Origin of the sequence: Pyxidicoccus fallax, assembly GCF_012933655.1 — a bacterium.
In the GTDB taxonomy this organism is placed as follows: Bacteria; Myxococcota; Myxococcia; order Myxococcales; family Myxococcaceae; genus Myxococcus; species Myxococcus fallax.
In genome coordinates this window covers 1-392 of the sequence record NZ_JABBJJ010000810.1, presented here as the reverse complement: position 1 = coordinate 392, position 392 = coordinate 1, and the positions used below count along the sequence as shown (strand labels likewise).

At 73.2% G+C, this 392-nt stretch carries 1 protein-coding gene; it reads left to right on the top strand.

The window, feature by feature from the left end; all coding sequences use genetic code 11:
- Positions 1-54: 54 nt before the first annotated feature.
- On the top strand, positions 55-392 hold a 338-nt coding region (locus HG543_RS54275), incomplete at its 3' end, for a peptidogalycan biosysnthesis protein (RefSeq protein WP_343073677.1).

Sequence of the window (392 nt, the reverse complement as noted above, 5' to 3'; positions counted from 1 at the left end):
CCCCACCCAGGCAACCCACTGCGAGCGCGCGAGGGCCGCATTAAATCCCCCCTCGTGCCCGCCGACACTTCGCTCCGCCTCCGCATCCTCGACGCAGTGACCGACGTCCCCGCCGCCGCGTGGGACGCGCTCGCCGGCCCCAACGCGCCCCCCTTCGTTCGCCATGCGTGGCTCGCGGCCATGGAGGAGAGCGGCAGCGCCACCGAGGAGACCGGCTGGGCCCCGCACCACCTGACGCTCTGGCGCGGAAAGACGCTCGTCGCCGCCGCGCCCGCCTATCGCAAGTTCCACAGCATGGGCGAGTACATCTACGACTTCGGCTGGGCCGACGCCGCCGCCCGCCTCGGCGTGGAGTACTACCCCAAGCTCGTCCTCGGCGGCCCCCTCTCCCC